This window comes from Burkholderia sp. F1 (assembly GCF_050813845.1).
GTDB lineage: Bacteria > Pseudomonadota > Gammaproteobacteria > Burkholderiales > Burkholderiaceae > Burkholderia > Burkholderia ubonensis.
In genome coordinates this window covers 1,875,977-1,891,127 of the sequence record NZ_CP172421.1, presented here as the reverse complement: position 1 = coordinate 1,891,127, position 15,151 = coordinate 1,875,977, and the positions used below count along the sequence as shown (strand labels likewise).

General features: G+C 67.5%; 11 protein-coding genes and 1 riboswitch. All 11 genes read right to left on the bottom strand.

Annotated elements, in window-relative coordinates; all coding sequences use genetic code 11:
- Positions 1–24: 24 nt before the first annotated feature.
- Entirely contained in the window at positions 25–351 is a 327-nt protein-coding gene (locus tag ACFIMZ_RS08980) for a low molecular weight protein tyrosine phosphatase family protein (RefSeq protein WP_431822311.1), read from the bottom strand.
- Between the two features lie 11 nt (positions 352–362).
- Complete coding sequence (locus ACFIMZ_RS08975; protein ID WP_431822310.1) at positions 363–935, bottom strand: DUF1993 domain-containing protein; 573 nt, start codon at positions 933–935, stop codon at positions 363–365.
- A 200-nt stretch (positions 936–1,135) separates the two neighbouring features.
- On the bottom strand, positions 1,136–3,073 hold the full coding sequence (locus ACFIMZ_RS08970) for a pYEATS domain-containing protein (RefSeq protein ID WP_431822309.1): 1,938 nt from the start codon (positions 3,071–3,073) through the stop codon (positions 1,136–1,138).
- Positions 3,070–4,236, bottom strand: coding sequence for a hypothetical protein (locus ACFIMZ_RS08965; RefSeq protein ID WP_431822308.1), 1,167 nt, complete (start codon positions 4,234–4,236; stop codon positions 3,070–3,072). Before ACFIMZ_RS08965 ends, ACFIMZ_RS08970 begins: the two co-directional genes overlap by 4 nt.
- 10 nt (positions 4,237–4,246) lie before the next feature.
- Complete coding sequence (locus ACFIMZ_RS08960) at positions 4,247–5,377, bottom strand: hypothetical protein (protein WP_431822307.1); 1,131 nt, start codon at positions 5,375–5,377, stop codon at positions 4,247–4,249.
- Positions 5,378–5,396: 19 nt separating this feature from the next.
- Complete coding sequence (locus ACFIMZ_RS08955; protein ID WP_431822306.1) at positions 5,397–6,050, bottom strand: glycoside hydrolase domain-containing protein; 654 nt, start codon at positions 6,048–6,050, stop codon at positions 5,397–5,399.
- A 719-nt stretch (positions 6,051–6,769) separates the two neighbouring features.
- Complete coding sequence (locus tag ACFIMZ_RS08950; protein WP_431822305.1) at positions 6,770–7,321, bottom strand: vWA domain-containing protein; 552 nt, start codon at positions 7,319–7,321, stop codon at positions 6,770–6,772.
- Positions 7,322–7,461: 140 nt separating this feature from the next.
- The gene (locus tag ACFIMZ_RS08945) at positions 7,462–8,544 is read right to left on the bottom strand and encodes an ATP-binding protein (RefSeq protein WP_431822304.1); all 1,083 of its coding nucleotides are present in this window, start codon (positions 8,542–8,544) and stop codon (positions 7,462–7,464) included.
- Positions 8,541–12,344 carry a cobaltochelatase subunit CobN gene (gene cobN, locus ACFIMZ_RS08940; RefSeq protein ID WP_431822303.1) on the bottom strand — a complete coding sequence of 1,268 codons (3,804 nt, stop codon included), beginning with the start codon at positions 12,342–12,344 and terminating at the stop codon, positions 8,541–8,543. Before cobN ends, ACFIMZ_RS08945 begins: the two co-directional genes overlap by 4 nt.
- 6 nt (positions 12,345–12,350) lie before the next feature.
- Positions 12,351–13,430: a cobalamin biosynthesis protein CobW gene (cobW, locus tag ACFIMZ_RS08935; protein ID WP_431822302.1), complete on the bottom strand. Its 1,080-nt coding sequence runs from the start codon at positions 13,428–13,430 to the stop codon at positions 12,351–12,353.
- Positions 13,431–13,456: 26 nt separating this feature from the next.
- Positions 13,457–14,515, bottom strand: coding sequence for a HoxN/HupN/NixA family nickel/cobalt transporter (locus tag ACFIMZ_RS08930; protein ID WP_431822301.1), 1,059 nt, complete (start codon positions 14,513–14,515; stop codon positions 13,457–13,459).
- A 188-nt stretch (positions 14,516–14,703) separates the two neighbouring features.
- A riboswitch (cobalamin riboswitch) is annotated at positions 14,704–14,967 on the bottom strand.
- Positions 14,968–15,151: the final 184 nt, after the last annotated feature.

The window sequence follows — 15,151 nt, the reverse complement described above, 5'->3', positions numbered from 1 at the left end:
ACGGGGCGCGCTGCGCCCCGCCACTCACGATCTCAGGAATTTCCCGGCCCTTCGCTCGAGCAGCGCGATCAGCGCCGGCTGCATGAACGCGTACTTGTCGGGAATGTCGAGGCAGACGATCTTCTTGTTCCGCAAGTCCGCGCCGAATTGCTTCGACAGCTTCGCCTTGTGCGAGCGCTCCATCACGAAGATGATGTCGGCCCACGCGATCTGCTCGCGCGACACGATCGACTCCGCATCGGGCGCGACGCCGGCCGAATCCGTTTCAATGCCCGGCCAGCCGGCGAACCATTCTTCCGCAGTCGGGCTTCGCAGCCGGTTCCTGCTGCAGATGAAGAGTGCCCGCGTCATGCCGGTTGCGATCAGCCTTGCGGCATCGTGCCGGGCCGGAGATACGCCAGCATGTACGACACGTAGTCCGCCTTGCCGAGTTCGACGCCCTGGTTCCGCAGGATCGCGTACGCGGTGACCAGGTGAAAGTAGAACTGCGGCAGCGCCCAGTCGCGCGCGTACTGCTCGCCTGTCATGTCGAAGACGACGCCGTTGGGCAGTTCGAGCGCAATCGGCAGCGCGCCGCCTGCGTCGAGCGCGTTCGACGACAGGCCGTCGAGCCATGCAAGCGCGTCGGCAACGCGCGCCTTCGCATCGGACCACGTGCCCGGCTGCGCGTTGGCGTTCCATCCTTCCTGCCGCACCGCCAGCAGCGTGTCCGGAAGCGGTTCGCCGCGCAGCCGGCAGGCCGGTTCGAGTGCTTGAAAGCATGCGAACCGGATCTGGGCCGCGAGCGGATACATGTCCGCCGCAAGCCGCTCGGACAGCAGCGCATCCGGCTCGGTGCCGGCCGCCTGCCGATGGGCCGCGGCCTTGTCGAGCCACGACGACAGGCCGCGCAAAAACTGGGTGAAGGTTGGAACGAGAAACTGGGTCAGCGACACGGAATCCTCCGATGTTTTCGGGTCGCGTAACGATAGCAGCGCGGGAAGATTAGGGCAAACGACGATGTGCGGCATGAATGGGCGCAATCGCGCCGACAGTCGTTGCGCGCGCATGCATTCGATCGCGGCGCCTTTCACGGTTGACTGTCGGCGTTGTCGCGATTCAGGGTCACCGCAATTTCATGATGTCCGGCGCACCCTCACTCTGCGCGGGATCGCATTCGAATTCGAGTCGGGTGAGCACTCGATTTGCGCGAGATCGCATTCGAGTTCGAGTCGGGCGCGGCCTCGATCTTCGCGAGATCGCATTCGAGTTCGAGACCGGCCTTGGGCAGCCAGACGCCTACGGTGAATCCGCCCCATGCCTGAACGCGCAGCGTCGCGCGGTTTCCGCGAAAGGCAACTTTCAGCGCCGACGGCGAGAAGGTCGGGTGAAGGATGAACCATGCGAAGTCGCCGAGCCCGATCCTGATCGACCGCTCAGCCTCCACCGTCAGGACGACGGTGGCCCGGTCGCGGTGTTCCGCCGACTCGAGCGCCGCCGTCAGGTGAAAGCCGCCTTCAGCAGCCCGCCCGCCGAACCTGCCTCTGTTAGGATCCTCGTCGGGGCCCGGCGCCCGGCTTAGCGCCGGCATCCGGGAGAGGCCATGCTCGGGCACGTCCTCCGGCCGCTCGTCGAGCGTGGAATGAATCACGTCGCCATTCGGCGCTTCTCGAAGCGCGTCCGGGCCTCCCCCGATGATCGCGATCTGGCCGGCGCTCACCTGCCCTTCGAACAGGATCAGCGTATCTCTTCGACGCAACTTTCCGGACGCGTGCCGATTCGGGACAAGGACGTTGCGCTCCTTCAGCGCAACCAGATCGCGCGCAAGCCACGTGAACGTCCATCCCGCCCCCCGTTGCAGCGGAAGCTCACGATGCCAGCGGCCGTAAAGCCGATCGAATCTCGCCGCGGTGGCCGGATCGACGCCGGACTGGTTCATCTTGAGATAGTCGGCGATGCCTGCCGCCATTTCCGCGAAAAGCTGGTTGGTGTAGCGGTAATAAGGCGAACCGGCGACCTGCGCGTTGGCGAGAAAAGCGATGGCAGCGGCGACAGCTTCGTGCTGAGCCTCGGGAGCAGCGTCCTGTGCCGACGAAAGCGCCTGGCTGGCGCGGATGACGTGTGCGTCGAAAGCCCAGCTGGCACGTCCGACGAGCTGGTCGGCCCATGTCCGTTCGATCGGCGGGAATATCTCCGGAAAACGGATTGCGAGGAGCCCCACGAGCATGGCAGCCCAGGGATCGGCGTCGTCGGCGAGCTGCGCCAGCGGGTCGCCCTTGCCGACCACGTCGTCGCGAACCGCGGCCGCCTCGGCGGAAGTGCCGGCGTCCAGCGCCCGCGCAAGCGCTCGCAGCCTCGGATCGGCCGGCACGATGCCGAGCTCGAGATCGGCGGGTGCGAAAGGCGGCGCCGCGACCATGATCCTCGTCCCGCCTCGATAAAGCGGGAGAAGGCATCGCTCGATGCGCACCTGCTCGATGGCGGCCGACAGCCTGACCCGATGACCGGCCCAGGGATCGCGATGCGGGTCCGTCGGCAGCTCGATTTCAAGCCGTCCGGAGAACAGCGCCGTCCTCGATTCGCCCGCGAACGTATCGAAGGTTTCGCGGCCGTGCTGTTCTTCCGACAGGCCGATGGCGATACGCCTCCTTTCGCTGGAGACGTCGACTTGCCGCGCCCCTCCGGAATCGAGGATGTTCTCGCGAACGCTCTCGGCGAATGCGTCGCTCCGATATGCAGGCAGATCCGGCGTATTCAGGATGCTCAGGCTGATCGAGTGCGGCACTTCCACGACCGTTTGCAGGCTGGCCGCATCGAAGAAGCTCGTATTGCTGCCGGACGAAGCAAGTGCCGAAAAGGGCGGCAGGACCACGTGGTTGGGTTGCCCTTCCACGATTTCGAAAACGACGGACTGGGGCGAGACACCCGCGGGCCCGATTTCGGCGGAATAGATGCCGGGCTTCAGATCGTATCCCAGGAAGGTGCGATTGCCGGGCGTCGCCACCCAATCGGCGATCGTTTGTCCCTCGCCCTGGATCCTGACGGTTCCAACGGATAGGTCGCTCGGCGCGACAAAATGCAGGCTCGTTTTCATGGCACGGGCACCCACTGATCGAACAACGGTTCCTTGGGCTGGAACAGCAGCGGATAGTGATCGGCGCCCTTCACCGCGATTGCATAGAGCGCGTCGAGGCCGGGCGGAACTGTCGTATGCCACGCGTTCGGGTCGCCCGCGTTTCTGTTCTTCAACCACGGCCCTGTCGGCTCGCGCTTCTGGCTGATGACGAAGTCGTAGTGGGGCATCCGGTCCGGCGGATCGGTCATGACGACGAGCGGCAATTCGAACCCGTCGGGATACACGATCGGGATCGGATCCGTCTGCGTGACGGCCGGATAAGGCTCGAACGGTTCGTTCTCGCTCCAATGGCTGAAAAAGACGCGGCGCAGGGATTTGAGATCGCCAAGCAAGTCACGGCAGCTGACGCCCCATCTGTTCCTGGACCACCGCGCAGACGAGCCGTTCAGCCCTTTCAGCACGGCCTGGGTGAAGCGTCCGAACTGGCAGTCGCTGCCCGCCCTGTCCGCGCCCTCGTAAGCCAATTGGCCCTCGGCGGCGGCACATAGCAGCGACACCTGGTTGCGGCTCGGCGCAAACAGATTGGGCTTTTGGAAGAACCGGCAATCCTGCACGTCCCTCTCAAGTTCGAACTCGGGCACAAATTGGCCGCACGCATCGGAAAACAGGAAAGCAGCAGAAATGGACTGGCTTTTTCTCAGCGCAAGCGCGAGCAGGTTCAGGTTGATATGCGTCCAGACGTCATCCGGACTCTGGTTCAGGTCTTCGAGGAACAGGACCGGCTGCTGGAGATGCGAGGCGCCATGTCCGCAGCAATAGAAGAACGCGACGTTGCCCGGTTCGGCGACGACGCGTTCATACCACACCCGTCCTCTAGCGGCGACGTTGGCCTTCGTGGCCGTGTCGACCGGCCCGCGCGCCCACTGATAGCGGTGATTGGGGTTCGCCGGATCGGATATCAGCACGTCGAGCGTGGCGAGCGGCGCAGCGAGCCTGTCCTGATTGTCGAGCAACCAGTCGCACATGAGCTTGGCGCTGTCCGCGGCACTGGGGAGATCCGGAACCTTGCCGAGGATATCCAGAACACCGCTGCCCGCCTTCGCGTGCGGGTATTGGCCCACGCCGATGACGAAGGCGTGGGTCCCGGGGCCCTCGACGAGGCGATCGAGCAGAAGTGGCATCGTCTTGTCCTCACAAAACCCCGAACCCTTGGAGGCGCGAGCGCGAGCGCGCATAAAACTGCGGCCGCTGGAAATATTTCGAATGCGCGTCCGCAATCCCGGTCACCGAGTCGAACGCAAGGTCGACCGCGCCCTCGAAGATCATGTCCGTGCGAAAGGCCAGCGGATCGATCGGGTCGAAGACATTGAGCCAGTGCGTGACGCAGTCGGGCTTGCGACGCGCCGAATCGGACGGCAGGCTGGGCGCGAGAAGATCGAGCGCCGCGAAGAAGCCGGGCTGCGAGCCGACGGTCAGCAGCGCATCGACCTTGAACCCGTCCGGGAGATCCGCCGAATCCGGGTTGGTCAGCATGTCGACGAGAATGACGCCGCCCATGCTGTGCCCGACCACCACGAGGGGGCCCTTGCCGGCCTTGACCGCCTCATAGGCGCCGGCAAGGCTCTTCCCGACTTCGCTCCGGATTCTCCGGCGATGCTCCCCTTCCTTCAGATAGACGAACACGTCGCCGATGAAGAGACCGATGGCAGGGCTGAGGCTGCCTCTGATCGCGCCGAAACCGAGCGTCGACGCCACATTGCGCACTCGATCCGTCACGGCCGAGACGGCTTCGCTGATCCGGCTGACGACGCGGTACGCGCCCGGCATGTCGGCGGTGAGCTGATCCGCGATCGCCTGAGCGCCGGCATCGCCGACGAACGCGGTCGCGGCGCGGTTCGACGCGATGAGCTCGGCGGCCTTGCGGAACGCGTGAAGCTCCTCCGGCTGGAGGGCGCGTTGCTCGCGCGCGGCCCGGTCGGCAATCTCCGAACAAATGGCGTCAAGCGCCGCCACGGGATCCTGCTTCCCGACGGCGCCGATCGACACGTCGATTGCGTCCGCTGCGCGCCCGCCCCCCATCAGGCCAGCGCCAAGCCCTGGCGTCGCGCCCAGATTCAGCGAGAAGGCCGCCAACTTGTGGTCGGTTTCGAATACGCCGTGCGGGATTGCGGGAACGTACCGCCCCCACAATGGCGAGTGGATCGCAATGTCGCGTCCAGTGAACAGCAATTCGCGAAACAGCTTGTCACGGTTTGCGATCGCGGCCCGATACTCCGGCGTGTCGCGCGTTGCGACACCATGAACGAACACCAGTTGTGCCATCTGCCCCCTCCCGGTCAGGTCATTGCGAAGTGACGGTCGCACTCATTCCGGGATTGTCGTTTTGCGCGTGATCGACGTCGATCTCGTTGCCTCCGGCGTCGGTCACGATCTTCTGGATGAGCTGGTAGCCACGGTGCGCGACGTCCGGGACATTCGACGCCCCGCGCCAGTAATGCTGCGTGGTCAACTGAGAATAGAGCTGATCCGACGAAAGGCCCGGACTGAATCCGACGTAGACCCCCGATGCGAAGCCCGCCAGCGTGACCTGGGCAAACCAATTGTTGCAGAACCCCACGATATCCGCGACGGCGGTGCCGGCCTTGACGCCCTCGAGATCGAGCCAGACGGTGGTGCCGGCGGTGAGGCCGGCTTTTGCGGCCTGCTGCGCGGCAAGCAGCCCCCATTCGGTTCCCATGTCAGGCGTCGGCTCGAACTGGGCGTTTTTGCTCTCTGCACAGCAATGCTGGACTGCCCCCAGCCATAGGCCCGACGCCAGGATTATGTCGGCCTCCTCTTTAGTCAAATCGGTAGCGCCTGACGACAGTGGATTGGGAATGTAACGCAGGCAGAATTTGTAGTCTTTGGCGTAATCCGCGGCCTGCTGGGACGTTAATCGCGAGCCGCTATGATCGAATCCGACCGACCCGGTCGGTATGGAAATTGTCGATGACATTTGATTGGCCTCCTGGTTTGTTTCCGCTTATTTACCATTTCGGTGATTGACGAGAAAAACCGCCGCTCCCGCAAACGACCATAGAGCACGGACGATAAATTTCACCGAATACCGCTTTGGGAATTTCCCCGAATTGGCGCAGACGACCCAGCGACCGACCTGCCGCGCCGACAAAATGAAGCCCCGTTCGACTGCGGAGCTTCGAGGCATCGGCCAATCTGTCAGCCACCTCGGCTGATGTCGTCGCGCGATCTGCGCGTCAGGGTTTAGGGCATACGGCGCCTGAAGCAATATTTCCCGCGGCCGCGCAAGAATTCAGACGTTGCCGTCGGCTCGCCCAGGTCGACACTCGTGACACTCTTCTTTATCTGCTCAGCGGGCGCTGATATTTGTTCTTGAGTTATCGCGAGAGAGATATCGTCGCTCATTGGCCCCCTCCTTCAAATCTGACGTTTGAATGCACACCCCGTTTACGTTTTGCTTATTGCAAGCGCGCATCGACAACGCATAACACGCGCCGCTCTGAAAGACTAGGATACGGCCGCTTCAATTGGAAGCGTCGGCATGCAAAATATCGTCATCAACCGGCGCAGGCGCGCGTCGATCGCGCATTTGCACTAAGCGCCTACTCAATAGCGAGCATCTTGATTTTGGAGAGTCATACGCCCGAATATCTCAACGAGCGCTGATTTGCGTTTTGCTCCCGGCATGCCGGGTCGTCATGCGCGCTGCCCACGCACCGGCGAAGCGGCCACCAACCCCTCCGGCGACACCCACTCCGCGCCCCACTCGGCCGCGATCCTTGCCCCGCGCCCGACCCTCACGGCGGCATCATCAAAATCGACGAACACGACATGATCCGCCGCCGCTGGCCGTGCCGGCATCTCCTGCGTCCGCCCATCCGACAGCACCCACAGCCACCGCTGCTGGTCCGGCTCGCGCCGCGCCTCCCGCGCGAGCAGCCGCGCGGCGGCCTCGATCCCGTCCGCGAACGGCGTACCGCCGCCGCCGCCCACCGGCTCGAGCCAGCGCGCGTTCCACCACCTCGGCACCGCCGGCCCGAACCGGCGTTCCGCGCCGGTCCCGCCGAAACAGATCAGCGCCGTCTCCGCCCGCGAATGCGCCGCCTGATCGAAGTACGCGACGATCAGCCCCTTCGCCACCGCGAGCCGCTCGAACGACAGCATCGACGCCGAACAGTCGAGCACGAAGCAATGCAGCGCGCGCGGCGCGCCCGCCTGCTTCCGGAACCGCAGATGATCGGCCTGCAATCGCCCGGCACGCTTGAGCGCGAACGTCGCCGGCCAGGCAACGGCCGCGCCGGCGCGTGCGACGCCCGGCGTGCACCCGGTTGCGCCCTGCTGCCATCGAGGACCGCGAAGCGAAGTCGCGGCGGCGCCGGCTCGATGGCTCAGCGTTTTTTTAGCGGCAGCGGCACCACGCCCTTCACCGCCTGCAAGCCGGCAGGTTCGGGCGGCAGATAACCCCAGTCGCCTTGCGCATCCGCGTCGCGCGGCCGCGCCGTGTCAGGCGGCGTAGCGGACGAACCGCCCGCGTTCGCCGCCGACGCCGGGTTCTCCGCGTCCCGCGGCCCCGACGCGGCCGGCGGCGTCGCATGCGCGGCGCGGCGATGCCGCAGCACCGCCTCCGCGACGCGCTCGACGTGCTCGACCGTCACCGCCTCGGCGCCTTCGAGCGCCGCGAGCGCGCGCGCCGCGCGCAGCATCACGAGATCGGCGCGCAGGCCGTCGACGGCCGCGTCGATGCACAGCGCGCTGACCCGCGCATGCACCGCGTCGCCGAACGCCAGCGCCGGCAGGCGTTCGCGCGCCGCGCGAATCCGCCCGGCCAGCGCGCGCTGCGCGTCGTCGTGACGCGCGCGGAACGCATCGGGATCGAGATCGAACGCGAGCCGCGCCTTCACGATCTGCTCGCGCTGCGCGGCGTCGAAGCAATTCTCGAGTTCGACCATCAGCCCGAAGCGATCGAGCAGTTGCGGCCGCAGCTCGCCTTCCTCCGGATTCATCGTGCCGACCAGCACGAAGCGCGCGTCGTGCGCGTGCGACACGCCATCGCGCTCGACGATGTTGACGCCGCTCGCGGCGACGTCGAGCAGCGTATCGACGAGCCCGTCGGCCAGCAGGTTCACCTCGTCGACGTACAGCACGCCGCGATGCGCGCGCGCGAGCAGCCCCGGCCGAAAGCGCACGCCGTTCTCCGCGAGCGCATGCGCGAGATCGAGCGAGCCGGTCACCTGCTCGTCGCTCGCCGACAGCGGCAGCGTCACGAACTGCCCTTCCGGCAGCAGCGCCGCGAGCGCGCGCGCAGCCGTGGATTTTGCGGTGCCGCGCGGCCCGCTGACGAGCACCCCGCCGAGCGACGGGTCGATCGCCGCGAGCAGCAGCGCCTGTTGCAGCGCTGCCTGCCCGACGAGCGCGGTAAACGGGAATACTGCGGGAGACACCGCGCGCAGGCGGTGCGTCGGATCGGTCATCGCCGACCTCCTTCCAGATGGTGTTCGCTTGCGAGCCAGACCGCCTCGATCCGCTCGCGATAGTCGCCCGGCTGCTGCCACAGGCCGCGCTGCATCGCCTCGACGAAGCGCTCGCAGATGCCTTGCAGCGCACGCGGATTATGCCGTTCGAGGAACGCGCGCGTGGCGTCGTCGAACAGGTACGCGTCGGCGACGAGCGCGTATTGATGATCGGCCAGCACGCGCGCGGTCGCGTCATAGCCGTACAGGTAGTCGACGGTCGCGGCCATTTCCGCCGCGCCCTTGTAGCCGTGGCGCTTCACGCCGTCGAGCCATTTCGGGTTCACGACGCGCGAGCGGATCACCCGCGCGATTTCCTCGCGCAGCGTGCGCATCCTGGGCGCGGCCGGGTTCGCGTGATCGCCGTGATACAGGCTCGGCTGGCGGCCCGACAGATGCCGCACCGCGGCGGTCATGCCGCCCTGGAACTGGTAGTAGTCGTTCGAATCGAGGATGTCGTGCTCGCGGCTGTCCTGGTTCTGCACGACGACGTCGATCGCCGCGAGCCGCTCGCCGAACACGTCGGGCGCGGCGTCGCCCGCGCTGTTCTGCGCATACGCGTAGCCGCCCCACTGCCGATAGGCGTCGGCCAGATCCGCGTCGGTCTGCCAGCGCCGCTGGTCGATCAGGTCCTGCAGGCCCGCGCCGTAGCTGCCGGGCCGCGCGCCGAACACGCGCCAGCCCGCGCGGCGCCGCGCTTCGTCGGGCGGCACGCCTTGCTCGATCCACTTCGCGCGCTCGCGCTCGACGCGCGCGCGGATCGGGTTCAGATGCTCGGGCTCGTCGAGCGCCGCGACCGCCTGCACGGCCGCGTCGAACAGGTGCATCAGGTTCGGGAACGCGTCGCGGAAGAAGCCGGACACGCGCAGCGTCACGTCGATGCGCGGCCGGTCGAAGATCTCGATCGGCAGGATCTCGAAGTCGGTCACGCGGTGGCTGCCGTGCGCCCATTTCGGCCGCACGCCGATGAGCGCGAACGCCTGCGCGATGTCGTCGCCGCCGGTGCGCATCGTCGCGGTGCCCCACACCGACAGGCCGATCGCGCGCGGATAGTCGCCGTGATCCTGCAGATGCCGTTCGATCAGCTGCTGCGCGGATTTCAGGCCGAGCGACCACGCGGCCTGCGTCGGCACCGCGCGCGTGTCGACCGAGTAGAAGTTGCGGCCGGTCGGCAGCACGTCGGGGCGGCCGCGCGACGGCGAGCCGCTCGGGCCCGGCGGCACGAAACGGCCGTCGAGCCCGCGCAGCAACTGGCGCATCTCCTCGCCGCCGCATGCGTCGAGCGCCGGCATCAGCGTCGCGCGAACACGCGCAATCACCGGCAGCGTGTGCGCCCAGTCGCCGGGCGGCGGCTCGCATTCGACGCCGGGCGCCGCCGCGCACAAGCGATCGAGCCACGCTTGCGCAAACCGTTCGAGCCGTTCGCGCGTATCGCCCGCATGACGCCACGTCGATTCATCGACCGCCTGCAGCAGCGCCGGCCGCGGGCCCAGCCACGGCGCGGCCCAGTCGGCGGCGAGCGGATCGAAGTCGGCGCCGAGCGCGAGATCGCGCGCGAGCGCGCCGATCAGCCCGGCGCGCGCCTGCTGCCCGTCGCCGACCGGAAAGCGCGCGAGCGCGAGCAGCGTGTCGCGCCGCTGGCGCTCGACCGGCGACGCGCCGAACACATGCAGCCCGTCGCGGATCTGCGCTTCCTTCAGCTCGCACAGCCACGCGTCGACGCGCGTCAGCAGCTCATCCTCGTCGCTCGCGTCGCGCGGCGGCGCGACGCTCAGCTCGTCGTGCAGCCGGTGTTCGGCGATCGTCGCGAGGATCGTCTTGCGCAGCAGCTTCGCGCGCCGCGCGTCGACCATCAGCGCTTCGTAGTATTCGTCGACCTGCCGCTCGAGGTCCTGCAGCGGGCCGTAGTTCTCCGCGCGCGTGAGCGGCGGCATCAGGTGATCGACGATCACCGCCTGCGCGCGCCGCTTCGCCTGGCTGCCCTCGCCCGGATCGTTGACGATGAACGGATACAGGTGCGGCAGCGGCCCGAGCGTGAGGTCCGGCCAGCACGCATCGGACAGCGCGACGCTCTTGCCCGGCAGCCATTCGAGGTTGCCGTGCTTGCCGAGGTGAATCACCGCGTCGACGCGGAACGCATGACGCAGCCAGAAATAGAACGCGAGATACGCGTGCGGCGGCACGAGGTCCGCGTCGTGATAGCTCGCGTAGTCGTTCTCGCCGCGCGAGCGCGACGGCTGGATGCCGACGAACACGTTGCCCGCGCGCCAGCCCGCGATCGTGAAGCGCCCCTGGCGCAGCGTCGGGTCCGCTTCGGGCGGCCCCCACCGATCGTTCAGCGCGGCGCGCACGGCGGCCGGCAGCCGGTCGAAATGGGTCCGGTAGTCGGCCAGCGCGAAGCTCTGGAACGCGGGCCGCAGCGCCTGCATCGCCGGGTCGTTGGTCACGCCTTCGGTGAGCCGCGCGATCAGCGCGTCGCCGTCGGCCGGCAGGTCCGCAACCCGGTAGCCCGCGTCGCGCAGCATCGCGAGCACGCCGAGTGCCGACGCGGGCGTGTCGAGCCCGACGCCGTTGCCGATCCGGCCTTCGCTTTGCGGATAGTTCGCGAGGATCAGCGCGACGCGCTTGTCGGCGTGGTCGAGCGTGCGCAGCCGGCACCAGCCGCGCGCGAGCGCCGCGACGAAGCCGATGCGCTCCGCGTCGGGCTGGTAGCGCACCACGTCGACCTCGGTGTGCGCGCAGCGGTACGCGAGCCCCTTGAAGCTCACCGCGCGCGTGACGATGCGCCCGTCGACCTCGGGCAGCGCGACGTGCATCGCGATGTCGCGCGCATGCAGGCCCTGGTTGTCCGCGAGCCACGCGTCGCGGTTGCCGCCGGACAGGATCACCTGCAGCACCGGCGCATCGCCCGCGAGGATGTCAGGCTCCGGGCCATCGATCGCGCCGGCCGCGAACGCGGTCGTGTTCAGCACCAGCGCGACGTCGAGCGCGTCGCAAAGCCGCGCGATCACTTCGCGGCTCACCGCGTCCTTGAGCGACGTCACCGCGATCGGCAGCGGATTCAAGCCTTCGACGATCAGCGCGTCGGCGAGCGCGTCGAACACCGCGGTGTTCGCGGCCTGCCAGTGCGCCTTGTAGAACAGGATCGCGACGACCGGCGCGCCGGGCGTCCAGCGCGGCTGCCAGTCGTCGATGCTCGCCGGATCGCGCGCCGGGTGATACAGCGCGGCGGCCGGCAGCGGGCGCGGCGGCGCCGGCTCGTCGCCGAAGCCGAGCGTGTGAAACGCGATGCTGCGCAGCAGCGCCTCGGCATTGTGCGCGCCGCCCTCGCGCAGGTAGCGCCACCACAGGCGGCACAACCCGGGCGCGACCGTGCTCTTCGCGATCAGGTTCGGATCTTCCTGCAGGTCGCCCGAGAACATCGCGAGCCGCTGCCCGCGGCGCGACGCGAGCGACATCGCCTGTTCGATCCCGTACGGCCAGTACGCCTCGCCGCCGAGATGGTCGATCACGACCGTCTTCGCATGCTGCAGCACGTCGTCGACGTAGAAATCGACCGACGCCGGCTGGCGCAGGAACGTCACGTTCGCGAGCCGCACGCTCGGAAAGCCCGCCGGCAGGCGCGGCACGACGCTCGCGAGCAGCGACAGCGTCGTGTCCGCCGAGCTCAGGATCACGATCTCGGCGGGCTGCTGGTCGATCCGGACGACGCCCTGCGTATCGTCGACGAAGCCGCCCGGCGTGGTGCGCAGCAGATGCATCGCCGGTTACGCCTGTTGCAGCTCGGCCGCGAGCGCCGCGTCGAACGCGCGCTGCAGTGCGGCCGAGTCGAGATCCTCGCCGATCAGCACGAAGCGGCTCGCGCGCGCTTCGCCGTCCTGCCAGCGGCGGTCGAAGTAGCTGTCGAAGCGGCGGCCGACGCCCTGGATCACGAGCCGCATCGGCGCGTCCGGCAGCGCGGCGAAGCCCTTCGCGCGATAGATCGTGTGCGTCTCGACGACGCGCTTGAGCGCCGCGATCGTCGCCTCCCGCGAGCCGGCGTCGCCGCTGACGACGACCGAATCGAAATCGTCGTGATGGTGGTCGTGATCTTCATCGTCGGCCGAGCCGTGATGGTCGTGGCGCAGGTGAATGGTTTCCTCGGACGCCGATTCGAGCCCGAGCAGCAGTGCAAGATCCAGCTCGCCGCGCGTCGCGCGGACGATCTTCACCTGCGGCGGGATTTCCTCGCGGATCGCCGCCTCGACCTGCGCGAGCTGCGCGCCGTCGACGAGGTCGGCCTTGTTGACGATCACGAGATCCGCCGCCGACAGCTGGTCGGCGAACAGCTCGTGCAGCGGCGATTCGTGGTCGAGGTTCGGATCGGCGCGGCGCTGCGCGTCGACCGCCTGCGGGTTCTCCGCGAACTGGCCGCTGGCGGTAGCCGGCCCGTCGACGACGGTCACGACCGCGTCGACCGTGAAGCTGTTGCGGATCGTCGGCCAGTTGAACGCCTGCACGAGCGGCTTCGGCAGCGCGAGGCCGGACGTCTCGATCAGCACGTGATCGATGTCGGCGCGGCGTTCGACGAGCGCCTCCATCACCGGATAGAACTCCTCCTGCACGGTGCAGCACAGGCACCCGTTCGCGAGCTCGTAGAGCTGGCCGGACGCCTCGCCCTGCGCGTCGTCGCAGCCGATCCCGCAGCCCTTGAGGATTTCGCCGTCGATGCCGAGCTCGCCGAATTCGTTGACGATCACCGCGATGCGGCGGCCTTGTGCGTGTTGCAGCATGTGGCGCATCAGCGTCGTCTTGCCGCTGCCGAGAAAGCCCGTGACGATGGTGACGGGCAGCTTGCGCATGGTCATGAATGGTCCTGTATCGAAAAAGGGAGTCAGGCGGAGATCGTCACGTCGATCTCGTCGTAGCGCTTCAGGCGGTAGATCGCGGCCGACACGACCCAGCACGCGATGAACAGGCCGATCACGAAGTAGCCGAGCATGCCGAAGTGCGACGCCACCATCGACGCGAAGTCCCACACGGGGCCCTGCAGCGCCAGCTTGTCGGCGAGCAGCGCGAGCACCTCGATGCCGCCGATCAGCGCGGCGACCAGCACCGACACGAACGTGATCGTCATGTTGTAGTAGATCTTGCGGATCGGCCGCACGTACGCCCAGCGGTACGCGCCCATCATCAGGATGCCGTCGGTCGTGTCGACGAGCGTCATGCCCGCGGTGAACAGCGCCGGCAGCGCCATCACCGACCAGAACGACAGGCCGCCCTGCACCTGCGTCGCGGAGATGCCGAACAGCGCGATCTCGGTCGCGGTGTCGAAGCCGAAGCCGAACAGGAAGCCGACAGGATACAGGTGCCAGCTGCGCGACACGAGGCGGAACAGCGGCCGGAACAGGCGCGCGAGCACGCCGCGCTGGTTCAGCAGCATGTCGAGATCCGCGTCGACGATCGCTTCGCCGCGGCGCGCCGCGCGGAAGGTGCGGTACACGGAGATCAGGATCAGCAGGTTCGCGGTCGCGAGCAGCAGCAGGAAGAAGGCCGACACGCACGTGCTGACGACGCCGCCCCACGCCTTCATGCTCTCGAAGCGCGCAAGCGACGCCGCCGTCAGCGCGACCACGACGGACATCACGATCACGACCGTCGAATGGCCGAGCGAGAAGAACAGGCCGGCGCCGAGCGGGCTGCGGCCTTCCTGCATCAGCTTGCGGGTGACGTTGTCGATTGCCGCGATGTGGTCGGCGTCGACCGCGTGGCGCAAGCCGAACACGTACGCGAGCAGCGCGGTGCCGAGCAGCACCGGCTGGCCGTGGAACGCGATGAACGCCCAGATCCACGCGCCGACGTTGAAGGCGATCAGCAATGAATAGATGGCGATGATCTTGCCGCGCAGCCCGGACGGGCTGTCGTTGAACAGGCGGAAAAGCGAGTCGAGCATGGTGCTCCCTGGCGAACGGTCGACATGATGAATGCCAACACGGCCGACGCCGGATGCGCGGGCCCGCGCACGCCGCCGGATGCCGGGCCGGTCTGCGCGAAGCGCGCGACGGATCGGAACACGGGAGACGCTCGGGCGCCGGACGCACTGTGGCTGCGGCCGTGGACGATGCGCCGCATCCCCGCGGCGCTGAACCCCTCGTCTCGGCCGGTATCCGGGCTGACGAACACGCCGCTTCGCCTTCCCGGACGCATGACGCGTCCAGTGGCGGTCGTCCGCACGCGGGTGGCGTGCGGCGAAGCGGCGCTGCTTCGCGCGTGGCGTGAAGCGTTCGCTTACCGTTGCGGGGGCAGCACAGGTTGGCGCGGCTGCAATGCAGGCTCGCTCCCTGTTTCCCGTTTAACTGCGCGCGCCGGAAGGCGCGCGCGAGCACCGAAACGCGTGCGAGTGTAGGTGGAGCGGGCGGGGGCGTCAAGGCGGCGGGCGGCACGGCAAGCACGGGCCGGTCCGGCGACCGCTCGGCAGCGCACCGCGCGTTTCAGACGAGAATGATTGTCGTTTTCAACTTTGAAAGATAAACTTATCCCTCAGTCGAATCGATGCAGGCCATCCAGATCATTCAGTCATCCTGATATT